Annotated in this window: 19 protein-coding genes; 10 read left to right on the forward strand and 9 right to left on the reverse strand. The window is 65.9% G+C overall.

The features are described from left to right. Positions 1–34: 34 nt before the first annotated feature. Together recO and pdxJ are read left to right on the forward strand one after the other, a co-directional pair. The gene (gene recO, locus KDW96_RS18160; RefSeq protein ID WP_255837617.1) at positions 35–733 is read left to right on the forward strand and encodes a DNA repair protein RecO; all 699 of its coding nucleotides are present in this window, start codon (positions 35–37) and stop codon (positions 731–733) included. Continuing rightward, positions 726–1472 (forward strand): pyridoxine 5'-phosphate synthase, encoded by a 747-nt coding sequence (pdxJ, locus tag KDW96_RS18165; protein ID WP_255837618.1) that lies wholly within the window; start codon positions 726–728, stop codon positions 1470–1472. The genes recO and pdxJ overlap by 8 nt, the downstream gene beginning before the upstream one ends. A 101-nt stretch (positions 1473–1573) precedes the next feature. Here pdxJ and cmoB read toward each other — a convergent pair whose 3' ends face one another. Next, a complete protein-coding gene (gene cmoB, locus KDW96_RS18170) occupies positions 1574–2542 on the reverse strand; it encodes a tRNA 5-methoxyuridine(34)/uridine 5-oxyacetic acid(34) synthase CmoB (RefSeq protein WP_255837619.1) in 969 nt (322 codons plus the stop codon). Beyond that, positions 2539–3282, reverse strand: a complete 744-nt coding sequence (gene cmoA / locus KDW96_RS18175) for a carboxy-S-adenosyl-L-methionine synthase CmoA (protein ID WP_255837620.1) — start codon at positions 3280–3282, stop codon at positions 2539–2541. Before cmoA ends, cmoB begins: the two co-directional genes overlap by 4 nt. 332 nt (positions 3283–3614) lie before the next feature. On the opposite strand from cmoA, the gene KDW96_RS18180 reads away from it, so the two are divergent. Continuing rightward, positions 3615–3956: a c-type cytochrome gene (locus KDW96_RS18180; protein ID WP_255837621.1), complete on the forward strand. Its 342-nt coding sequence runs from the start codon at positions 3615–3617 to the stop codon at positions 3954–3956. Between the two features lie 131 nt (positions 3957–4087). Then, positions 4088–5245 (forward strand): FAD-dependent oxidoreductase, encoded by a 1158-nt coding sequence (locus KDW96_RS18185; RefSeq protein ID WP_255837622.1) that lies wholly within the window; start codon positions 4088–4090, stop codon positions 5243–5245. Between the two features lie 56 nt (positions 5246–5301). Here the strand turns inward: KDW96_RS18185 and KDW96_RS18190 are convergent, their stop codons facing one another. The 4 genes from KDW96_RS18190 to KDW96_RS18205 all read right to left on the reverse strand — a co-directional run bounded on the left by KDW96_RS18190 (position 5302) and on the right by KDW96_RS18205 (position 9834). Beyond that, positions 5302–5877, reverse strand: coding sequence for a hypothetical protein (locus tag KDW96_RS18190; RefSeq protein WP_255837623.1), 576 nt, complete (start codon positions 5875–5877; stop codon positions 5302–5304). A gap of 230 nt (positions 5878–6107) precedes the next feature. After that, positions 6108–6500, reverse strand: coding sequence for a protease inhibitor I42 family protein (locus KDW96_RS18195; protein WP_255837624.1), 393 nt, complete (start codon positions 6498–6500; stop codon positions 6108–6110). Between the two features lie 111 nt (positions 6501–6611). After that, complete coding sequence (gene lon, locus KDW96_RS18200; RefSeq protein WP_255837625.1) at positions 6612–9005, reverse strand: endopeptidase La; 2394 nt, start codon at positions 9003–9005, stop codon at positions 6612–6614. A 118-nt stretch (positions 9006–9123) separates the two neighbouring features. Continuing rightward, a complete protein-coding gene (locus KDW96_RS18205; RefSeq protein ID WP_255837626.1) occupies positions 9124–9834 on the reverse strand; it encodes a hypothetical protein in 711 nt (236 codons plus the stop codon). Between the two features lie 267 nt (positions 9835–10101). Between KDW96_RS18205 and KDW96_RS18210 the strand changes: the two genes are divergently transcribed. The 5 genes from KDW96_RS18210 to KDW96_RS18230 all read left to right on the forward strand — a co-directional run bounded on the left by KDW96_RS18210 (position 10102) and on the right by KDW96_RS18230 (position 12365). Further along, complete coding sequence (locus KDW96_RS18210) at positions 10102–10854, forward strand: helix-turn-helix transcriptional regulator (RefSeq protein ID WP_255837627.1); 753 nt, start codon at positions 10102–10104, stop codon at positions 10852–10854. Positions 10855–10965: 111 nt separating this feature from the next. Continuing rightward, on the forward strand, positions 10966–11169 hold the full coding sequence (locus tag KDW96_RS18215) for a tautomerase family protein (RefSeq protein WP_255837628.1): 204 nt from the start codon (positions 10966–10968) through the stop codon (positions 11167–11169). Positions 11170–11472: 303 nt separating this feature from the next. Then, positions 11473–11724, forward strand: a complete 252-nt coding sequence (locus tag KDW96_RS18220) for a hypothetical protein (RefSeq protein ID WP_255837629.1) — start codon at positions 11473–11475, stop codon at positions 11722–11724. A gap of 128 nt (positions 11725–11852) precedes the next feature. Next, on the forward strand, positions 11853–12149 hold the full coding sequence (locus tag KDW96_RS18225) for a hypothetical protein (RefSeq protein ID WP_255837630.1): 297 nt from the start codon (positions 11853–11855) through the stop codon (positions 12147–12149). Positions 12150–12158: 9 nt separating this feature from the next. Then, on the forward strand, positions 12159–12365 hold the full coding sequence (locus KDW96_RS18230) for a DUF2905 domain-containing protein (protein ID WP_255837631.1): 207 nt from the start codon (positions 12159–12161) through the stop codon (positions 12363–12365). Between the two features lie 38 nt (positions 12366–12403). Here the strand turns inward: KDW96_RS18230 and KDW96_RS18235 are convergent, their stop codons facing one another. The 3 genes from KDW96_RS18235 to KDW96_RS18245 are packed head-to-tail and all read right to left on the reverse strand — an operon-like array spanning position 12404 to position 15667. Next, positions 12404–13681 (reverse strand): EAL domain-containing protein, encoded by a 1278-nt coding sequence (locus KDW96_RS18235; protein ID WP_255837632.1) that lies wholly within the window; start codon positions 13679–13681, stop codon positions 12404–12406. 10 nt (positions 13682–13691) lie between these two features. After that, positions 13692–14543, reverse strand: coding sequence for a nitrate- and nitrite sensing domain-containing protein (locus KDW96_RS18240; RefSeq protein ID WP_255837633.1), 852 nt, complete (start codon positions 14541–14543; stop codon positions 13692–13694). Between the two features lie 5 nt (positions 14544–14548). After that, positions 14549–15667, reverse strand: coding sequence for a methyl-accepting chemotaxis protein (locus KDW96_RS18245; RefSeq protein ID WP_255837634.1), 1119 nt, complete (start codon positions 15665–15667; stop codon positions 14549–14551). 612 nt (positions 15668–16279) lie between these two features. On the opposite strand from KDW96_RS18245, the gene putA reads away from it, so the two are divergent. Beyond that, positions 16280–19459 (forward strand): bifunctional proline dehydrogenase/L-glutamate gamma-semialdehyde dehydrogenase PutA, encoded by a 3180-nt coding sequence (gene putA / locus KDW96_RS18250; RefSeq protein WP_255837635.1) that lies wholly within the window; start codon positions 16280–16282, stop codon positions 19457–19459. The last annotated feature ends 52 nt before the right edge of the window (positions 19460–19511 follow it).

Here is a 19511-nt window from a genome sequence, read left to right on the forward strand (position 1 = left end):
TCCTCGCGCCCGCCACTGCGAGTAGCCCACGGTCATGCTTGCACTCAGTCAACCCGCCTTCGTCCTGCACAGCCGTGCCTACCGCGAGACCAGCGCGTTGGTCGACTTTCTCACGCCCCAGGGCCGTCTGCGTGCGGTGCTGCGCGGGGCGCGGGGCAAGGCCGGTACCCTTGCTCGGCCATTCGTACCGCTGGAAGCCGAGTTTCGCGGCCGCGGCGAGCTGAAGAACGTGGCTCGCCTGGAGGCCGGCGGCATCCCCAACCTGCTGAGCGGTGAGGCGCTGTTCAGTGGCCTGTACCTCAATGAGCTGCTGATCCGTCTGCTGCCGGCGGAAGATCCGCATCCGGCGGTGTTCGAGCATTATGCCCTCACGTTGCAGGCCCTGGCCCAGGGCCGTGCCCTGGAGCCACTGCTGCGCGCCTTCGAGTGGCGTTTGCTCGATGAACTCGGCTATGGTTTCGCCCTGGATACGGATCGGCATGGCCAGGCTGTCGTCGCTGGCGGGCTCTATCGCCTGCAGATCGACGCCGGGCTGGAGCCGGTCGGGCAGTTGCAGCCCGGGGTATTCCAGGGCGCCGACCTGCTCGCCATGGCCCAGGCCGACTGGAGCGCGGCAGGCGCCCTGGCTGCCGCCAAGCGCCTGATGCGCCAGGCCCTGGCGCCACACTTAGGCGGCCGGCCACTGGTCAGCCGCGAGTTATTCATGACACTCAAGGAGCCACCGCGTGACTGATGCCAATCGAATTCTGCTAGGCGTGAACATCGACCATGTGGCGACCCTGCGCCAGGCCCGTGGCACCCGCTACCCGGACCCGGTGAAGGCCGCCCTGGACGCCGAGGAGGCCGGCGCCGACGGCATCACCGTGCACCTGCGCGAGGACCGTCGGCACATCCAGGAGCGCGACGTGCGGGTGCTCAAGGAAGTGCTGCAGACGCGCATGAACTTCGAGATGGGCGTTACCGAGGAGATGCTCGCATTCGCCGAGAGCATCCGCCCCGAACATGTCTGCCTGGTGCCGGAAACCCGCCAGGAGCTGACCACCGAGGGCGGCCTCGATGTGGCCGGGCAGGAGGCGCGGATTCGCGCTGCGGTGGAGCGCCTGAGCAATATCGGTTGCGAGGTGTCGCTGTTCATCGACCCAGAGGAGCGGCAGATCGAAGCCTCCAAGCGGGTCGGCGCGCCGGCCATCGAGTTGCACACCGGCCGCTATGCCGACGCCACGACCCCGGTCGAGGCGGCCAAGGAGCTGGCGCGGATTCGCGACGGCGTGGCCTGCGGCCTGGCCCATGGCCTGATCGTCAACGCCGGTCATGGCCTGCACTACCACAACGTCGAGCCGGTGGCGGCGATCGCCGGGATCAACGAGCTGAACATCGGTCACGCGCTGGTAGCCCATGCGCTGTTCGTCGGCTTCAAGCAGGCAGTGGCGGAGATGAAGCAGTTGATCGTCGCGGCGGCCAATCGCCGCTGATTCAAATGCCTGGTGGAAACGCTGCGGGGTTTCCACCCTACAGGGGATGCGCGCTGCACGCCTGTAGGGTGGACGGCCGAAGCCATACACCCGCCTCCGTGTTAAGGCTTGCGCGCCACCAATACCGCGCGGGTCGGCGCCGGCAGGCCCTCGACCGTGCGGCCGTGGTCGGCCGGATCAAGGAACTCCGGCAGCGACTGGAAGCGCATCCATTCGGTGGCGCGCTGTTCGTCCACCGAGGTCATGCTGACATCGACGCAGCGCACCTCGTCGAAGCCGGCGCGGCGCAGCCACAGTTCCAGGGCCGGCACCGAGGGCAGGAACCAGACGTTGCGCATCTGCGCGTAACGGTCTTCGGGTACCAGCACCTGCTGGGCGTCGCCTTCCACCACCAGGGTCTCCAGCACCAGTTCGCCGCCCTTGACCAGGCAGTCCTTGAGATCGAGCAGGTGGTCGATCGGCGAGCGCCGGTGATACAGCACCCCCATGGAGAACACCGTGTCGAAGCCCTGCAGCCTGGCGGGCAGCTCCTCGAAGGCCAGCGGCAGGTGCCAGGCCGGAAGGTCGGGCAGGTAGTGCTTCATCGCCAGGAACTGGCAGAGGAACAGCCAGTTGGGGTCGATGCCCACCACGCTGTCGGCGCCGGCGCCGAGCATGCGCCACATGTAGTAGCCGTTGCCGCAGCCGACATCCAGCACGCGCTTGCCGGCGAGGTCGAGGTAGGGGGCGACGCGCTGCCACTTCCAGTCCGAGCGCCATTCGCTGTCGACCTGCACGCCGAACAGCTCGAAGGGTCCCTTGCGCCAGGGGATCAGCCCTTGCAGGGCATTCTTCAGGGCGGCCCGGGAACGCTCGTCGCAAGGCCCGTCGAAGCTGAAGCGCTGCAGCAGTTCCTGGTGCTCCACCCTCAGGGCGGGCAGGGCTTCGACGGCGCCGTACCAGCGCTGCAGGTCGCCATGGCCGATCGCCAGTTTGGCATCGATCTGCCCCGGCAGGCCGGCCGACCAGTCTTGCAGCGGGGTGCCCGCCAGTTTTTGCTGCAGGGCGTCGAGGTCGAGGCGGCTGATCATGGCAGGGCGATCATCGAGGCGAAGTTCAGGCACTGGAACCAGGGCACCACGCGACTGAACCCGGCGGCCAGCAGGCGCTCGCGGTGCTGCTCGAGGCTGTCGGGGAGCATGACCTTTTCGATGGCGCTGCGTTTCTGGGCGATTTCCAGCTCGCTGTAGCCGTTGGCACGTTTGAAGCCGATATGCAGGTCACCCAGCAGCTCGTGTTGTTGCTCATCCTCGAAGCGCAGCTTCTCGGAGAGGATCAGCGCGCCACCGGGCAGCAGGGCCTGGCGGATGCGGCCGAGCAAGGCCAGGCGCTGTTCAGGCTGGATGAACTGCAGGGTGAAGTTCAGGGCGACCAGCGAGGCCGGCTGGAACTCCAGGGCCAGGATGTCGGCCTCGATCACCTCCACCGGCAGTAGCTCCTGGAACATGGCGTCCTGGGCATGCAGGTACTCGCGGCAGCGCTCGGCCATGGCGCTGGAATTGTCCACCGCGACCACCCGGCAATCGGCGATCTGCACGTGGCGGCGCAGGGCCTGGGTCACCGCGCCGAGGGAGGCGCCCAGGTCGTACAGCACGCTGTGGGGCTGGGCGAACTGGCCAGCCAGCACGCCGATGTTCTCGACTATGGTCGGATAACCCGGCACCGAGCGCTTGATCATGTCAGGGAACACCCTTACCACATCCTCGTTGAAGACGAAGTCCGGCACCTGGGCCAGGGGTTGGGCGAAGAGACGGTCGGGGGGCTGGCGCACGGTGATTCCAAGGCAGGAGGGACGGGCGGCATTTTACCCAAGACCGGGGTCATGACCAAAGCCTGGGTAACGGCGCAGAGAAGAAGGTCGAGCGCGTTCATTGTTATTAGACGCTGACCGATAAGACTTTAGTCCTATATGCGTTAAGACCAATGGTCATATCTGGCCGGGAAATTGGTCTAGGCTGGTTGCGTTAAGGGCTCAGGCCCCTGCAACACTTCCACCAAGGAAAGGCGCACGCGATCCCTTCTTCCTGCTACAGGGCGATGATTTCGCCTGCGCCAAGGTTCGCCGTAATAGAACAAGATCATCTCTATCAGGAGGGTCAAACGGTGAAACACTTAGGCACCCCCTTATTGGCTATCAGCCTGCTCGCCGCCGGCAGCGTCTCCACGCTGGCCGCCGAACCCACCGAACCAGCGGCCGGACCTCCGGCGGGACGGCTGCTGGCGACCCAGTGTTTTCAGTGCCATGGCACCAATGGTGAGTCGCAAAGCGAGATCGGCAGCATCGATGACCAAGGTGCAGACGATCTCCTCGAAGAGCTGTTGGAGATGAAAGCGTCGGACGAAGTCACCGTGATGAACCAGCAAGCGAAGGCCTACAGCGACGAAGAGCTGCGCCTGATCGCCGACTATCTGGGGCGCACGGGGGGCGATCGCGACGACGACTAAGCCAACCCCGCACTGGAGGACAAGTCATGAATAACTTGAACCGTCGTAGATTCATACAGGTCTGCGGGGTTGGGGTCGCACTCGCCGCGTTGCCTTATTCCCTGCAAGCTGCCACGGGCGCTCGAGTCGTTGTGCTCGGAGGCGGTTTCGCCGGCGCCACGGCCGCCAAGTACCTTCGTCTGTTCGGCCATGACCTAAACGTGACCCTGGTCGATCCGGCGGCGGCCCACGTGTCCTGTGTCGGCAGCAATCTGGTGCTGACCGGCGAAAGCGCGTTGGCAGAGCTGACCAATCCGTTGAGCGTCTTGCGCGATCGCTATGGCGTGGAACTGCTGGCCGATAGCGCCGTACGGGTCGACCCGTCGACCAATACAGTCCACCTGGCCAGCGGCGCGAGCCTGGAGTACGAGCATGTGATTCTGGCCCCGGGCATCGATTTCGATGCTGTGCAGGGGCACGACTTCCAGGCCATGCCCCACGCCTGGATTGCCGGCGAGCAGACGCTGCTGTTGCGCGATCAGTTGCTGGCCATGCCGGCAGGTGGCACTTTCGTCATCGCCATTCCCAATACGCCGTTCCGCGCCCATACCGCGCCCTATGAGCGGGCCACGGTGGTGGCCGACTTCTTCCGGCGCGAACGCCCAGGCTCGAAGATTCTCATCCTCGACGCCAATCCAGGTATCGCCGGCATGCGGCGCACCTTCACGACGGCGTTCGAGGGGGTCTACCGGGATATCGTCGAGTACGTGCCGAACGTTACGGTGAACGCCGCAGACGCGCTGAACATGCGCTTGGATATCAGCCGCGATGGCCTGGCGGACTCGGTCACGGCCGAGGTGATCAACCTGATTCCGGCGCAGAAGGCCGGAAAACTGGCGTTCGACAGCGGGCTGGTGCCCGATGGCAGCCGGTTCGCCCCGGTCAATCCGCTGAACTACGCCAGTACCCTGGTGCCCGCGGCGAATGTACATGTGCTGGGAGACTCGCAGTCCACCGGCCAGGCCAAGTCCGGGCACATGGCCAACGCCCAGGCCAAGGTGTGCGTGGATGCGATCCTGCGTGATCTGGCCGGCCTGGAACCGGACCCGGCGCCCAAGACCACCGCGGCAGCGTTCCCACCCATCACCCGCAAGACTGCGAGCTGGACCACGGTGACCTACTCCTTCGATCCGGTGACCATGACTATGGTGTCAACCTCGTCGGCCGAGGCGCCAGAGCCGACTGACGATGTGCGCGAGGAAGAAGGGCCGGGCTGGCTGCGGAACCTGCAGCGCGACAGTTTCGCCTAGTCGCGAGGCCGAGGCGGGGCCGGTTTGAGCGCCGATCCCGCCTCGCCAGAACCAGCTCATTTCAGGAACTGGTCGGACAGAAATTCGCCGGCTCCCTGCAAGGGGCCCAGCGGATTACGCCTGACTTCCAGGTGGCGGATATTCGGCTCGCCGTTGCTGACCTTGTGCACCAGTTTGTCGTCGACCATCACGAACACCGCGCGGAAGGTCCAGCCTTGATGCTCGCGCCGTTTGCGGAAGTTGAACGCGTCGGCCCAGAAGTTGCCGACCCGCTGGGTATCGGTCTTGTTGAACTCGAAGGCATAACCAATGCAGCGGTCCTTGGCCTCCAGGCACTCCAGCAGACCTTCGGGGAGGTACTCGATGGGAATGTTCGGCTGCACGAACATCAATCGCACATCGATGAACGAGAGCATCTTGCCGTTGCCCTCGGCCAGCGGATCGAAACCCAGTGAGAACAGCTCCGAGCGACTGGTTCGCCCGGGTAGCGCCTGCGCATAGCGTATTTCCGCATCCAGGTAATCGTCGAACGGCGATTGTGCTTCGACGCGTTCGCTAGGTAACAGGCTGCTGCAACCGCTCAGATAGATCAGGCTCACGATCACTACAACTTCACGCCAGTCGACTCTCATGTCGTCTTCCCCCAGAAGTTAGATCCGTTCTATTCCCTATAGTCGATCCGGGCGCACTTCGCCCCTTTTTCTCATGCGCGGACGCGGCGGGCCGCTAGGTGCGCCTGCCGGCTTCTGGGAGGATGGGGTTGCTGCTCAACACCTCTAAAGCGGGGGGTTGAGGAGGGGCTTGAGTGGTGCCGTAAGCGAACGCCTGTGCGCCGCCCGTCGAGAAAAAATCCGACGAAAACTCACTCGACCCGAATCGGGCAATCGAAGGTTTTCGCCGGCGCAACCTCGACTTCCCAGGGACGTTGGTAGGTCAGCAGCAGGTGACCTTCACCCGGCTGCTTGGCGTTGAACAGCCAGGTCGACTGTCCGGCGCTGCCGACCAGGCCGGCATCCTCCGGGTTGCTGTAGACCTCCGGTCCCAGGCTGCTGAGCACGCGCTCGGCGCCGTCGCGAATCACCCAACGGAACCCCGTGGTCGGGTTGCTCGGCAGGATCAGCACCAGCTGTTGGCCGCTGTGCAGTTGCAGCGGGCACTGGTTCTGTTTCTGCACGGTGAGGCTACTCGGTTTATGGGCGCAGGCCGTCAGCAGGGCCAGGCCGATCGGCAACAGCAGGCGATGGGCGTTGAGCATGGCGGGACTCCGGAAGGGCGGAAAACGCCTGTCAGCATAGCCGCTGAGCGGTCGCTGGCGGAACCTGCAGCGGGCCGAAGCTTCAGCGCCGGCCCGCTGCGAGGCGTCTATTCAGTCGAACAGCACCTTGGTCACGTCGGCGAAGCGCTTGGCGAAGTGCACGGTCATCCCTTCCTTGAGGTAGTCGGGCAGCTCCTCGTAGGAGCCGCGGTTGGCGTCGGGCAGGATCAGCTCGAAGAGCTTCTGCCGGCGGGCGGCTATCACCTTCTCGCGCACGCCGCCGATCGCCAGCACCTGACCGGTGAGGGTCAGCTCGCCGGTCATCGCCACGCCTGTCTTCGGCGCCTGGTTGCGCGCCAGCGACAGCAAGGCGCTGGCCATGGTCACGCCGGCGCTCGGGCCGTCCTTGGGGGTGGCGCCCTCCGGCACATGCAGGTGGACGAAGGCCTCGTCGAAGAAGCCTGGCTGGCCGCCGAACTTCTTCAGCTGCGCGCTGATGTAGCTGTGGGCGATCTCCGCCGATTCCTTCATCACCGCGCCGAGCTGGCCGGTGAGCTTGAAGCCGCGGCCGAGGGTATGGATGCGCGTCGCCTCGATCGGCAAGGTCGCACCGCCCATGCTGGTCCAGGCCAGGCCGGTGATCACGCCGACGCCGGACAGCAGCTGTTCGCTGCGGAACACCGGCATGCCCAGGTAGCCCTCCAGGTCCTTGGCGCCGATCTTCACCTTGCTGCCGGGGTCGTCGAGCAACTTGACCACCGCCTTGCGTACCAGCTTGCCGAGCTGCTTTTCCAGTTGGCGTACCCCCGCCTCGCGGGCGTAGCCCTCGATCAGCGCCCTGAGCGCGGCGTCGCTGATGCTCAGGTGCTTCTTCGCCACCCCGGCCTTGGCCAATTGCTTGGGCCACAGGTGGCGCTTGGCGATGGCCAGCTTCTCCTCGGTGATGTAGCCGGACAGGCGGATCACCTCCATGCGGTCGAGCAACGGGCCGGGAATGGAATCCAGGGTGTTGGCGGTGCAGACGAACAGCACCTTGGACAGGTCCAGGCGCAGGTCCAGGTAGTGGTCGAGGAACTCGACGTTCTGCTCCGGATCGAGGGTCTCCAGCAGGGCCGAGGCCGGGTCGCCCTGAAAACTGGCGCCGAGCTTGTCGATCTCGTCGAGCATGATCACCGGGTTCATCACCTCGACTTCCTTCAGCGCCTGCACCAGCTTGCCGGGCAGGGCGCCGATGTAAGTGCGGCGATGGCCCTTGATCTCCGCCTCGTCGCGCATGCCGCCGACGCTGAAGCGGTAGAAGGGCCGACCGAGGGACTCGGCGATGGATTTGCCGATGCTGGTCTTGCCGACGCCCGGCGGGCCGACGAGCAGCACGATGCTGCCGGCGATCTCGCCCTTGAAGGCGCCGACCGCGAGAAACTCGGTGATCCGCGCCTTGATGTCGTCCATGCCGGCGTGATGGGCATCGAGCACCTGGCGGGCGTGCTTGAGGTCCAGCTTGTCCTTGCCGTAGACGCCCCAGGGCAGGGCGGTAGCCCAGTCCAGGTAGTTGCGCGTCACCGCGTATTCCGGCGAGCCGGTTTCGAGGATCGACAGCTTGTTCAGTTCCTCGTCGATGCGCTTGCGCGCCTGCTCGGGCAGGGTCTTGCCCTCCAGGCGCTGCTGGAACTGCTCGAGGTCGGCGCTGCGGTCGTCCTTGCTCAGGCCCAGCTCCTGCTGAATGATCTTCAGCTGTTCCTTGAGGAAGAACTCGCGCTGGCGCTCGCCGATCTTGCGATTGACCTCCGCCGACAGTTCCTTCTGCAGGCGGCCAACTTCGACCTCCTTGCGCAGCAGCGGCAGCACCTTCTCCATGCGCTTGAGCATGGGTACGGTGTCCAGCACTTCCTGCAGCTCGGCGCCCGGGGCGCTGGTCAGGGCCGCGGCGAAGTCGGTCAGGGGCGAAGGGTCGTTGGGGCTGAAGCGGTTCAGGTAGTTCTTCAGCTCTTCGCTGTACAGCGGGTTGAGCGGCAACAGCTCCTTGATCGCGTTGATCAGGGCCATGCCGTAGGCCTTCACCTCGTCGCGCGGGTCGAGCGGGCTCTTCGGGTACTCGACTTCCGCCAGGTAGGGCGGCTTGCGGCTGAGCCAGCCGCGGATGCGCACCCGGGTCAGGCCCTGGGCGACGAACTGCAGCTTGCCGCCTTCCTCCGCGGCGTGGTGCACACGCACCAGGGTGCCGTGCTCCGGCAGGTTGTCGGGGTCGAAGGCGCTGGCCTCGCCGGGCGGGCTGTCCAGGTAGAACAGCGCCAGGCACTTGTGCGCCGTGTTCGACACCCGCTCCAGGGTCTTGCCCCAGGGCTGCGGATTGACGATCACCGGCAGTATCTGCGCCGGGAACAGCGGGCGGTTGTGGATCGGGATCACGTACAGCTTGTCGGGCAGCTGCTGGTCGGGCAGCGCCAGGCTGTGGCCGGGTTGAGCGGCCGGTTCGGCGACGACTTCGATATCTTCGGGTTCGTTCATGCTGCACCTGCTGTTGCACGTTGAATGCAACATGGGGCGGAGCGCGGGTTTTTTCAATCGGCACGTGGCCAGTTGCAGTTGCCGGGGCAGAGCTGCCGACCAGCGCGCTCCCGGGTGCTTAGGTCGCGGAGGTCGAACCGGGCACCGGCAGGCCTTGCCAGCGCTGCTCGATCAGCGGCGTCAGCAGGGCGAAGCAGTCGAGTGGCGTCATCCGCGGTTGTGCGGCCTCGATCAGGTCCTGCTGCAGACGCCGCAGCAGGCCGGGCATCGGTTCGTATGGGTGCGTGATGGCAAGCCGCCGACAGAGCTCGCGCAGCTGTGCCTGCAGGCCTGCGGGGCAGCGTTCGTAGTTGGCCGCGCGAACGGCCAGGCCGCGCAGGCGGGCGAGATCCTCGAGTGCCCGGCAGGACTGGCCGAGGCCTTGCAGCTGCGGATCGTGGCGCAGGTTCAGGCGCACCTCGAGCTGCTCGATGACCGTCAGCAGTGCCTCGATTACCTGGCAGTGGGCGGCAAAGTCGGCGGGCTTGCGGCGCAGTTGCGGCCACTGCTGCTGCAGGGCTGGCAACTGCAGGCTGGGTCCCGGCCAGTTCAGCCAGAGCTGGTCGAGCTGGCGGGCCAGGGCCCGGCGTTGGCAGCTGCTGGCCAGGTCCTGCTGGGCGCCGAGACCGCGGTGTTTCTGCAGGGCCCGCAGCAGCGCCAGGCTGCGCTGCAGGGTGGCGCTTTCCAGCTCGGCCAGGGTCTGCCGGTGGCGGCGCTTGGCACGCCCCGTCAGCCATTGGCCGAGGAAAGTCAGCGTGAGCGCCAGGGCTAGGATGATCTGCGGTTCCATGGGCGACCTCGAAGCGGCGTAGTGGGCCTGAGGTGGTGCCTGGAGCAACTTCCCTGCCAGATGCCGTGCAACCGCTCTGGCACAAGCGTCGGCGTGCTGCATGAGAGAACTGAGCGCACCAAGCCTGTGCGTTCCATGGGCACCCCGGTTGTTTTGCTGCAAATCAGTGCGGCGGCCAGTAGCCAGTGGCCTGCGGTCGGCGTGGGCAGACGGCGAGCCTCGCAACTGGGTAGAATTGCGGGTTTAACATCGCGGATTGCCGTCGCAATGCTCAAAGCTCGCCTGATCTGCCTGGATGACCAAGCCCACGAGCACACCCACGACCACCATCAGTTGGTGCTGTCGCTGTCCGGGCGTGCCGAGTTCGAGGTCAACGGTCGAGGCGGCGAGGTGTGCCGGATGCGCGCCTGCCTGGTGCCGGGCGATGCCGATCATCAGTTTGCCGGGGTCGGCGACAACCGCATGCTGATCCTCGACCTGGACGAGCAGGACACCCCCAGCGAAGACCTGGAGCTGCTCACCCACCTGTTCGAGACGCCGCGTTACCCGCAGCTGGACGCCGACTTCCAGAACCTGCTGAGCTACGCGGGAGCCGAACTGGAGCGCTACGGCAGCGACCCGATGCTGGCCCGTGCCCTGGGCGGCGTGCTGCTGCGCGCGCTGCACCTGCGCCTGTTCGGCGAGCGGCAGGGGCGCGGCCAGGGCTCGCTCGACCTGGAGCGCCTGGACGCCTATATCGACGCGCACCTGGTGCGCCGCATCAGCGTCGCCGAACTGGCCCAGGTGGCCTGCCTGAGCCCCAGCCATTTTCATGCCCAGTTCAAGGACAGTGTCGGCCTGACACCCCATCAGTACCTGCTCAAGACTCGCCTGGACCGTGCCGCGCGCCTGCTGCGCGAGAGTCCGCTGCCGCTGATCCGCATCGCCGAGGAGTGTGGCTTCTCCAGCCAGAGCGCCTTGACTACGGCCATGCGGCGCTACCTCGGACTGACGCCCAAGCGCCTGCGCGCCAGCGAGTAGCGGCCAGCCCTCGGCCTGCACCGCCCCCGGCGACCTCATGCCGGAGCGTCGCGGTCCGCCTCGCCTTCAGGTAATTTTGCCGGATTGCCAATCGCATGGAGCAACACCGAGATGCCATACGTCAATATCCAGATCACCAAGGGTGCGAGCCGCGAGCAGAAGGCTCAGCTGGTCAAGGAGGTGACCGAGTCCCTGGTCAGGGTGCTCGGCAAGAAGCCGGAGCATACCCACGTGGTGATTCAGGAGATTCTCGAGGAAGACTGGGGTTTTTCCGGAATGCTTACCGATGAGTGGAAGCGCCAGCAGGCAGACTGAGGGGCGAGTTGCCAGCCGGTGCTGATCGCCGGCGCGGCAGCGACCGTTACGGGGGAGCGTGTCCGGTGCAAGGCTGCTACCTCTGGGGGGCAAGTCCTGGCTGATGGATCGCTTTACCAGAGCCTGCGGCCACTGTCCTCCGTCGTTCGGCCCGTTGCGTCAACTGTGCTGTGCGATATCCTTGACAAGGCACAGGGAACAGACCGTAGCCCGTGCTGCTCTATAGTTGAAACACTCACCTCCGCCGATCGGGTCGTGGTCGCGTCCGCCTGACGACGGTCTTTCAACAGAGAGGTAGGTCCCATGAGCACCCTGCAATGCGTCCATCGTGACCACACCATAGTCGCAGATGTCGTCGAGCATCCCGGCATCCCCACTCCCTGGGCCGGTGGCTGTCATATCACCACGCCGGACGGGCGTACCACCAAGCGCCTGACCCTGCCGGTGGACAGCCTCTATCTCGCCGAGCTGGAAAGCGCCCAGCGTGCCTCGATCGCCCACGGCAAGTGGCTGGTCGACCAGGCCCTGGACCATGGCAAGCCGTTGTTCCACTAGATAGGGACCTGAGCCGCCGCGCCCTGGCCGAGGCGAGCAGTCGCTCATGCTCGAAGGGTGATGCCCTCGGCTGGCGGGCGCGGCCCGCTATCCTTGCAGTAAGAGGGGCGCCGAGCGGAGGTCGAGCCATGAGCCACAAGCATCAGAGCCTGCTGTACTCGATCTTTCAGGATCCGCTGCGCAGCAATATCCACTGGCGGGAGGTCGAATCGCTGCTGCATCACCTCGAGGCCACAATCGAGCCGATTCTGGGCGCGCGTTTCCGGGTGACCCTCAATGGCTACGAGTTCATCCTGCACCACCCGCACAAAGGCAACGAGTGCAGCAAACAGGAGATCAAGCACCTGCGCGAGTGCCTGAGCAACGCCGGCATGACCCCCTCGGGCTACGACCAGAAGTTCGGCCGCGCCGCAGGGCCGGAGTAAGGCCCCGCGATGGCGCGCTGGCTGATGCTGATCGGGGTGGCGATGTTGCTGCTCGGCGCGGCCCTGCATTTCGCGCCCTGGCTGCTGCACTGGTTCGGACGCCTGCCGGGTGATATCCGCATCGAGTCCGAGCGCGGCCGCGTGTTCATACCCCTGACCTCGATGCTGCTCGTCAGCCTGGTGTTGACCCTGCTGATCAATCTGCTCAGGCGCTGAGCGCGCAGCGCTGCCGGCTCGACACGGACGTGCAGCCGCTACTGATCCTGCCAATCCAGGTCGCAACAGAACACCCGCAGTAGGCCGCCGACATGAACGGTCTGCGACAGGGTGATGCACATGCGGGAATCCGCTATTGACAGGTAGGGTCGGCTGACCTGGACGACCCCCGGCTGTTTCAGGGCCCGGTAGTGGTAGTGCTTGTGCGACCAGTTGGCATGGTCGCCGCACAGCAGCGGGGCGAATTGCAGATTCAGCCGCTGCTGGGAATGCAGGGGATAGACGCTGGGCGACACCTGGTGACCCGCCTCATCGAGCAGATAGCAGCGGACCGTGCGCGAATCGCTGAACAGCAGCGCGCTGCTTTGGGCGAACTGCTGGCGGGCGGTGAAGTCGGCCAGGGCCTGCTGGAACAGGCCTTCGATACCGCGCGAGTAGTGCTGCTGGTCGGCGCGGCGTTTGACACTTTGCCACTGCCGGCCGCGTCGCAGCCTGGCGAAGGTCTGGGCGACCCCGGGCGGGTCGACGATGCACGGCTGCGGCTTGGCGAAATGGAAGCCTTGAAGCATGTCGGCGTTGGCCGCGATGGCCAGCAGGGCCTCGTGTTCGCTCTCCACGCCCTCGACTACCACCAGGCAGCCGGCCTCGTGGAGCAGGCTGACGATGCCGTTGAGAATGCGTTCGACGCGACCGGAGCTGCTCGCATCCTGAATCAGGCGACGGTCGATCTTGACGATGTCCGGCTCCAGATCCCAGATCCGGTCGAAATTGGAGTGGCCGGCGCCGAAGTCGTCGATGGCGATCAGGCAACCCAGCTCCCGGAAGTGGCGGATGAACTGCTTCAGTTGCGCCTGATCACGGACTTCGCTTTCGATGATCTCGATGACCAGCCGATGGGCGGGGATGCCGGTCGCGTGCAGCAGGTTTCGGGTGAAGCCGATGTCCGGGCGCTCGCTGACCAGGTATTGCGAGTTCAGGTTGAGGAACAGCCAGGCGTGACCGCTGGCCTGGCGCGCGAAGTTGTGCATGTGCAGCGTGCGGCAGGTGCGGTCCAGCTCCAGGCATTCCCGGCCGTTTCTCGGCATGGCCAGCAGCGCCGCCGGTGACTCCGGGCGACCGTCGTCGTACTGGGCTCGCACCAACCCTTCGTAACCGACCGCGCGCCCGTGGGCGATGCTGAAAATCGGCTGGAAGTGGCTGCCCAGCGACAAATCGCGATAGCGGGTGTAGTGCACCGGTTCGGCTGACGGATCAGGCAGAGCTATGCGGGGGGCTACATTGTCGAGCTCTGGCAAGGGGGAGGCGGCATTGTGCATCTGGCTTCCCCTAGCGCTGCGGCTGCAGTTGCTGCAGTGCGGTATCCACCAGGGCCAGCAGCTCGTCGATGGCCTGGGTGGCGTGCTGAAAATAGGCCTTTGCGGCGATTGCCGGCTGCGCCTGGCCGAGCAACTCCTGTTCGATGCAGCGCAGGAAGTCGTCGATCACCCGTTGCCGATGAGGCAGGTGGAACAGGTCGCCCTGCGGTTGTTCGCCGGTATGGCGCTGCAGGGTCGCGAAGGCTGTGCCGGCCAGCAGCTGAATCTTCTGGTAGAGAAAGCGCAGGCGCACGCGCTGCTCGGCGCTGCTCCTGCCGGCGGCCGCGATACCGGTGCCCAGGGCGCGCGCCTGGCCCGCCCATTCCGCCGCCTGAACCACCTCGCGCCAGATGCAGGGTAGGTAGTTTAGGGCGGCGCGGCCCTCGCTCAGGTCGACTTCGCTGGCCACATCTTCCATCAGGTAGATGCTGTTGCGGATGATCAGGTGGTGCTGGGTCAGGTTGTTCGCCGGGGTGCCGATGCGTCCTTCGCGCAGGCGCGACCAGTGATCGATCAGGCTGCTCCAGGCGTCCTGGTGGCTGCCTCCGAGCTGCTGTGCCTCGCGGATATGCTGGTCCAGTTGCTGCCGCGTATCGGTAAGGTCCTTGTCCATGCTGGCATCGCCACAGAGCAGACCATTGCTCAGGCCTCGGTGGCGCTGAAAACCGGCGATCAGCACGCGTAGAAGGGCCAGCTGGCGGATGTTCAGCTGAATCTGCATCTGCTTGTTCCGCTGCGTTCGCCGGTGCAGGACGTAGAAGGCCAGGGTCAGAGCGGCGGCGCCGGCGCCCAGGTAGAGCCCGAGTGGGTAGAAGTCGTCCATGCCGATTACCCCGTCAGGTGAGCCAGATGGTGGGCGATGGCGCGGGCCTGGTCGGCGGCCCGCAGGTTTTCGGCGTTGCCCTGGCGGACGTGGTCGGCCAGTTCGGCGATCTCCGCCACGGCCTTGCCCTGCTGCTCGGTGCTGACGGCCACCTGATCGACCTGCTCGGTCAGTTGCCGGGTGCATTGCTGCGCCCGATCGAGCAGGCTGCGCACCGCCTCGGAACTGTTGGCACTGCGCTGCGCCAGCTCGCTGAGCCCCGCCACCTGCACGGTGGCGCCCTGTATGTGCTGTTGCACCGACTCGATGTTGCGGCTGATCTCCGCCGCCGACTCCTGGCTGTGCTGCGCCAGGCGGCGCACTTCATCGGCGACCACGGCAAAGCCACGGCCGCTCTCGCCGGCCCGGGCGGCCTCGATGGCCGCGTTCAGGGCGAGCAGGTTGGTTTGCGCAGCGATGCCGCGGATGGTCCCGGACATTTCGTTGATGGTGTGCGAGTTGCTGTTCAGTTGCTGGATCAGCTCGTTGGTGGCCTGAGCCTGCCGGGTCATATCGGCGACCTGAGACACCAGTTCGGTGAGTCGGGCGATGCCGTCGCTCAGCTGTTCGCTGGTCACCAGGCTGGTCTGTCGCGACTCGTCGGCCAGGGCCGCGACCTGGACGATGCTCACATTCAGTTGCTCGACGGCGGCGGCGGCCAAGCTGGCCGAATCGCTCTGGCCCTCGGCGTTGCGGGTCACCAGCACGGCGCTGTGCTCGAGCTCCTGGGAGGAGTGGGAGATCTCATCCAGACGCTGCTGCAGCAGCTGCTGTTGGCGCTGCTCGCGATGCAGCCACTGCTGCAGGCTACGGCTGATCGGCTGGAGCAACGGCCACTCAAGTGAGCCGGGGGCGTCCTGGCTGGCGTCGTCGCAATAGCGTTGCAGCTGCAGCACCTCCTGCCACAGCAGCCACAGGCTGGAGATGCCCAAGTAGGCCAGCAGGACCCAGGCCAGCGCTGCGGGCTGGGTGGGCAGCAGCGCTGCGGCACCTGCTGCCAGGGTGATGCAGGCCAGGGTGCGCAGCATGCCGGCAATGCCCAGTACTCCGAGCAGCAATAAGGCGGGATAGGTAAGCCATTTCATGGGTCTGGTTCTCCAGCTGGTGCCGAAAAAAAACGCCTGAAGCCCCGCGAAACAGCCGCAGTGGGTTCAGGCGCCTTTGCCTTGCAGGGGCGAGCCCTGCCGAAGTGATCGTTCGTAGTGGCAGCAATGCAGAAAGAGTGCCATGGGGACGAGGCATTGGCCGCAGGAGTGGGCAGGGTTCTGGAACGCGGTCGAGCTTCTGTTCGAGGCGGCTTCAGCCGAGGTAATCGCTCACCAGAATGGTGCGCTGAGCGCTCTCCCGGCACGCCTTTCGCCCATTATCTGGCCGGCGTCGTGGGGGCAGCTGCCGGCTGTAGCGCCTCGATGCGCAGTCTATGACGCGCTCGCCCGGCATAGGCGGCTCTGGCGCGGGCATCCGCGGCGTCTCATCGTCGCCTGTCGGCAAACGCGCGTTGGTGATTAGCTCCTGGGCTCGGAGCTTTCTGCAAAAAATACCGAGTTTTCAGCAAGAAGCTGTCATGGCTCTGCCACTAAATTCCGCAATCCACTCGCGCCGTGCGTGCCTGCGTCCCCATGTGGTCGTGCCACAGGGACCGTGCTCAGCCGGTAGCCGCGGTTTTTAACAACAGTCTCCATAAGAGGATGGGCGTGATGTTCAAAGCCAGTCACGTCTTGCAGGACGAGTTCCAGAACCGGATCTCTGCCGCCAAGGCCGCCGATTTTTTTCCTGTCATCAGCGCCAACTACAGCGTTGACGAGGCAGCCTATCTCACCGAGCTGCTGCAGCTCGCCGACCCCGGTGATGCCGGCATCGAGGCCATACGCCGCAGTGCCCGCACCCTGATCGAAGACGTGCGCAGCCGCGACAATGCCGTCGATACCCTCGACGCCCTGCTGCGCCAGTACAGCCTCGACACCCAGGAAGGGCTGATGCTCATGTGCCTGGCCGAGGCGCTGCTGCGCGTGCCGGACGCCGCCACCGCCGATGCGCTGATCCGCGACAAGCTCAACGCCGCCGAGTGGGAACGCCACCTGGGCCAGAGCGACAGCGTGCTGGTCAACTTCGCCGCCTGGGGCCTGGTGATGACCGGCAAGGTTGTCGATCCGGAGGCCGCCGACGGCCGCCCGAAGAGCATCCTCGGCAAACTGATCCAGCGCTCCGGCGAGCCTGTGATTCGCGCGGCGATGAACCAGGCCATGAAACTCATGGGCAAGCAGTTCGTGCTCGGCCGCACCATCGCCGAGGCGCTGAAGAACGGCCGCCCGGAACGCGAGAAGGGCTACACCTATTCCTTCGACATGCTCGGCGAGGCGGCGCTTACACAAGCTGACGCCGAGAAGTACATGGCCGACTACCGCAAGGCCATCGAGACCGTCGGCGCCGAGCCCCAGGTCGGCCCCGGCCCCAAGCCGTCCGTGTCGATCAAGCTGTCCGCCCTGCACCCGCGCTATGAAGTGGCGCAGCGCGAGCGCGTGCTCACCGAGCTGTTCGCCAATGTCCGCGAGCTGGCGATCCTGGCTCGCGAGCTGGGCGTGGGCATCTCGGTGGACGCCGAGGAGGCCGATCGCCTGGAGCTGTCGCTGGAGCTGTACGAGAAGCTGATGCGCGACCCGGCCATCAAGGGCTGGGGCGAGTTCGGCCTGGTGGTGCAGGCCTATTCCAAGCGCTGCCTGCCGGTGCTGGTGTGGCTGACCCTGCTCGGCAAGGAACTCGGCGCCAAGATGCCGCTGCGCCTGGTCAAGGGCGCCTACTGGGACAGCGAGATCAAGCAGTGCCACGTCCAGGGCCTGGATGGCTTCCCGGTGTTCACCCGCAAGGAGGCCACCGACACCTCCTACCTGGCCTGTGCGCGCTTTTTGCTGTCGGACTTCACCCGAGGGGTGATCTACCCGCAGTTCGCCAGCCACAACGCCCACACCGTCAGCTCCATTCTGTCGATGGCCGCCGAGCACCAGCAGCCCCGCGAGTTCGAGTTCCAGCGCCTGCATGGCATGGGCGACGCGCTCTACGACACCGTGCTGGAGAAGCATGGCAGGACCGTGCGCATCTACGCCCCGGTCGGCGCCCACAAGGACCTGCTGCCCTACCTGGTGCGGCGCCTGCTGGAAAACGGCGCGAACTCCTCGTTCGTCCACCAGCTGGTCGACCCGAGCACCCCGGTCGAGTCCCTTCTCGATCACCCGGTGACGCAACTTCGCAAGTTCAAGTCGCTCAGTAATGAGAAAATTCCACTTCCGCCCGCGCTGTTCGGCGCCGCGCGGAAAAACTCCCAAGGCATCAACATGAATATTCAGCACTCCTGGGCCGAACTCGAGTCCGTCTACCAGCCGCACCTCGACCGTCAATGGCAAGCCGCTCCGGTGATCAACGGGCAGAAGCTGGCCGGCACCGCCCAGGAAGTCCGCTGCCCCTACGAGCTGAGCCGTGTGGTCGGCAGCGCCCAGTTCGCCAGCGCCGCCCACGCCGCCCAGGCCCTGGACGTGCTGCAGGCCGCCTGGCCGCGTTGGAATGCCACCGCCATCGATGCCCGTGCGAGCATTTTCGAGCGCCTGGCCGATCAGCTGGAAGCCAACCGTGGCGAGTTGATGGCCCTGTGCACCCTGGAAGCCGGCAAGAGCCTGCAGGACGGCATCGACGAAGTGCGCGAGGCCGTGGACTTCTGCCGTTACTACGCCCAGCAGGCTCGCCTGCGCCTGGGTCGTGAAGAGCTGCAGGGGCCGACCGGCGAGCGTAACGAGCTGTTCCATGAAGGCCGCGGCATCTTCGTCTGCGTCAGCCCCTGGAACTTCCCCCTGGCCATCTACCTGGGCCAGATCGTTGCCGCCCTGGTGGCGGGCAACTGCGTGCTGGCCAAGCCGGCCGAGCAGACCAGCCTGATCGCCGCCCGCGCCCTGGAACTGATGTTCGAAGCCGGCCTGCCGCAGGATGTGATCGCCTTCCTGCCGGGCGACGGCGCCACCCTCGGTGGCGTGTTCTGCCGCGATGCCCGCGTCGCCGGCGTCTGCTTCACCGGCTCGACCGACACCGCGCGCATTATCAACCGCCAGCTGGCCGAGAAGGCAGGCCCGATCGCCGCCCTGATCGCCGAGACCGGCGGCCAGAACGCCATGATCGTCGACTCCACCGCGCTGCCCGAGCAGGTGGTCAAGGATGCCGTGCAGTCGGCCTTCACCAGCGCCGGCCAGCGCTGCTCGGCGCTGCGCGTGATGTACGTGCAGGCCGATATCGCCGAGCGGGTGATCGAGCTGCTCAAGGGCGCCATGGCCGAACTCAAGGTCGGCCCGACCCACCAGCGCGTCAGCGACGTCGGTCCGGTCATCGACGCCGAAGCCAAGGCCGGCCTGGAGGCCCACATCGCCCAGCTCAAGGGCGAGGGCAAGCTGATTGCCGAAGCCACGCTGCCGGCCGGTCTGGACGGCCATTTCGTCGCCCCGGTGGCCTTCGAGATCGGCGGCATCGCCGAGCTGAAGAAGGAAAACTTCGGCCCCATCCTGCACATCGTCCGCTACCAGGCGGCCGACCTGGACAAGGTGGTGGCCGCCATCAACGGCACCGGCTACGGCCTGACCCTCGGCGTGCACAGCCGCAACGAGGAAACCGCTCAGCGCATCGAGTCCCTGGCGCGGGTCGGCAACCTCTACATCAATCGCAACCAGATTGGTGCGGTGGTCGGTGTGCAGCCGTTCGGTGGCTGTGGCCTGTCCGGCACCGGGCCCAAGGCCGGTGGTCCGAGCTACCTGCTGCGCTTCGTCAACGAGCGCACCACCTCGGTGAACACCACGGCAGTAGGCGGCAACGCCTCGCTGCTGTCGCTCGGCGACGAGGTCTGACCGGATAACACAGGGGGGCGCCCAGAAGGCGCCTTCCGGCCCTGGCCGGGTC

The organism is Pseudomonas benzenivorans, from assembly GCF_024397895.1.
In the GTDB taxonomy this organism is placed as follows: domain Bacteria; phylum Pseudomonadota; class Gammaproteobacteria; order Pseudomonadales; family Pseudomonadaceae; genus Aquipseudomonas; species Aquipseudomonas benzenivorans_A.